Origin of the sequence: Uliginosibacterium sediminicola, from assembly GCF_039631295.1 — a bacterium.
Taxonomy (GTDB): domain Bacteria; phylum Pseudomonadota; class Gammaproteobacteria; order Burkholderiales; family Rhodocyclaceae; genus Viridibacterium; species Viridibacterium sediminicola.
This window is the reverse complement of record NZ_JBDIVE010000033.1, coordinates 1-572: the sequence shown is the minus strand read 5'-3', so window position 1 is coordinate 572 and position 572 is coordinate 1. Positions and strand designations below refer to the sequence as shown.

Sequence of the window (572 nt, the reverse complement as noted above, 5' to 3'; positions counted from 1 at the left end):
TCGTCCTTGTCGCGGAAGATGTAGTCGCCCTTGCTGCCGCTGCGGGCGTCGTTGTCTTTCTCGAAGTAGGCGCGCGGGAAGGCGGTGGCGCGGATGCGGTTGAATTCGGTTTCGCAGTGCTGTTCCAGGGTTTCGCCGACCATCTTGGTGGACAGGCGCGCCTTCATGTCGCGCAGGCGTTCGATGGCTTCGTCGCGGTCTTTGAGCTGGGCCTCAAAGCGGTCTTTGAGCGACTGCTCGGCGAGCCGCTTTTCGAGTGTGGCGCGTTCGAGATTGCTCTTGAGTTCGTCGCGCTCTTTCTCGACCGTGCCGAGTGCGTCGGCCAGCGCGAGCTTCTGGTTGAGCGCGAGGGTGTCGAGCTGCGCCTTCAGCGCCTGGATTTCGGCGTCCTTGCTGGCGGCGTTCTTCTGCAGCTCGGCAAGCAGCTTGGCTTCGGCGAGCTTTTCGCTGGCTTCTTTCTCCTGCTGCGCCTGCTTGAGCGCATTGGCGAGCTGGTTAGCCAGCGCGTCGCGTTCTTTCTCGATGGCGCCGAGCGCCTGGCTCACGGCGAGCTGGCGCTGCACTTCGCCGGC

1 protein-coding gene is annotated in these 572 nt (G+C 64.0%); it reads right to left on the bottom strand.

The window, feature by feature from the left end; all coding sequences use genetic code 11:
* Positions 1–572, bottom strand: a 572-nt coding sequence (locus ABDB84_RS20025) for a DUF2130 domain-containing protein (protein ID WP_345921553.1), incomplete at both ends; no start/stop codon positions are given.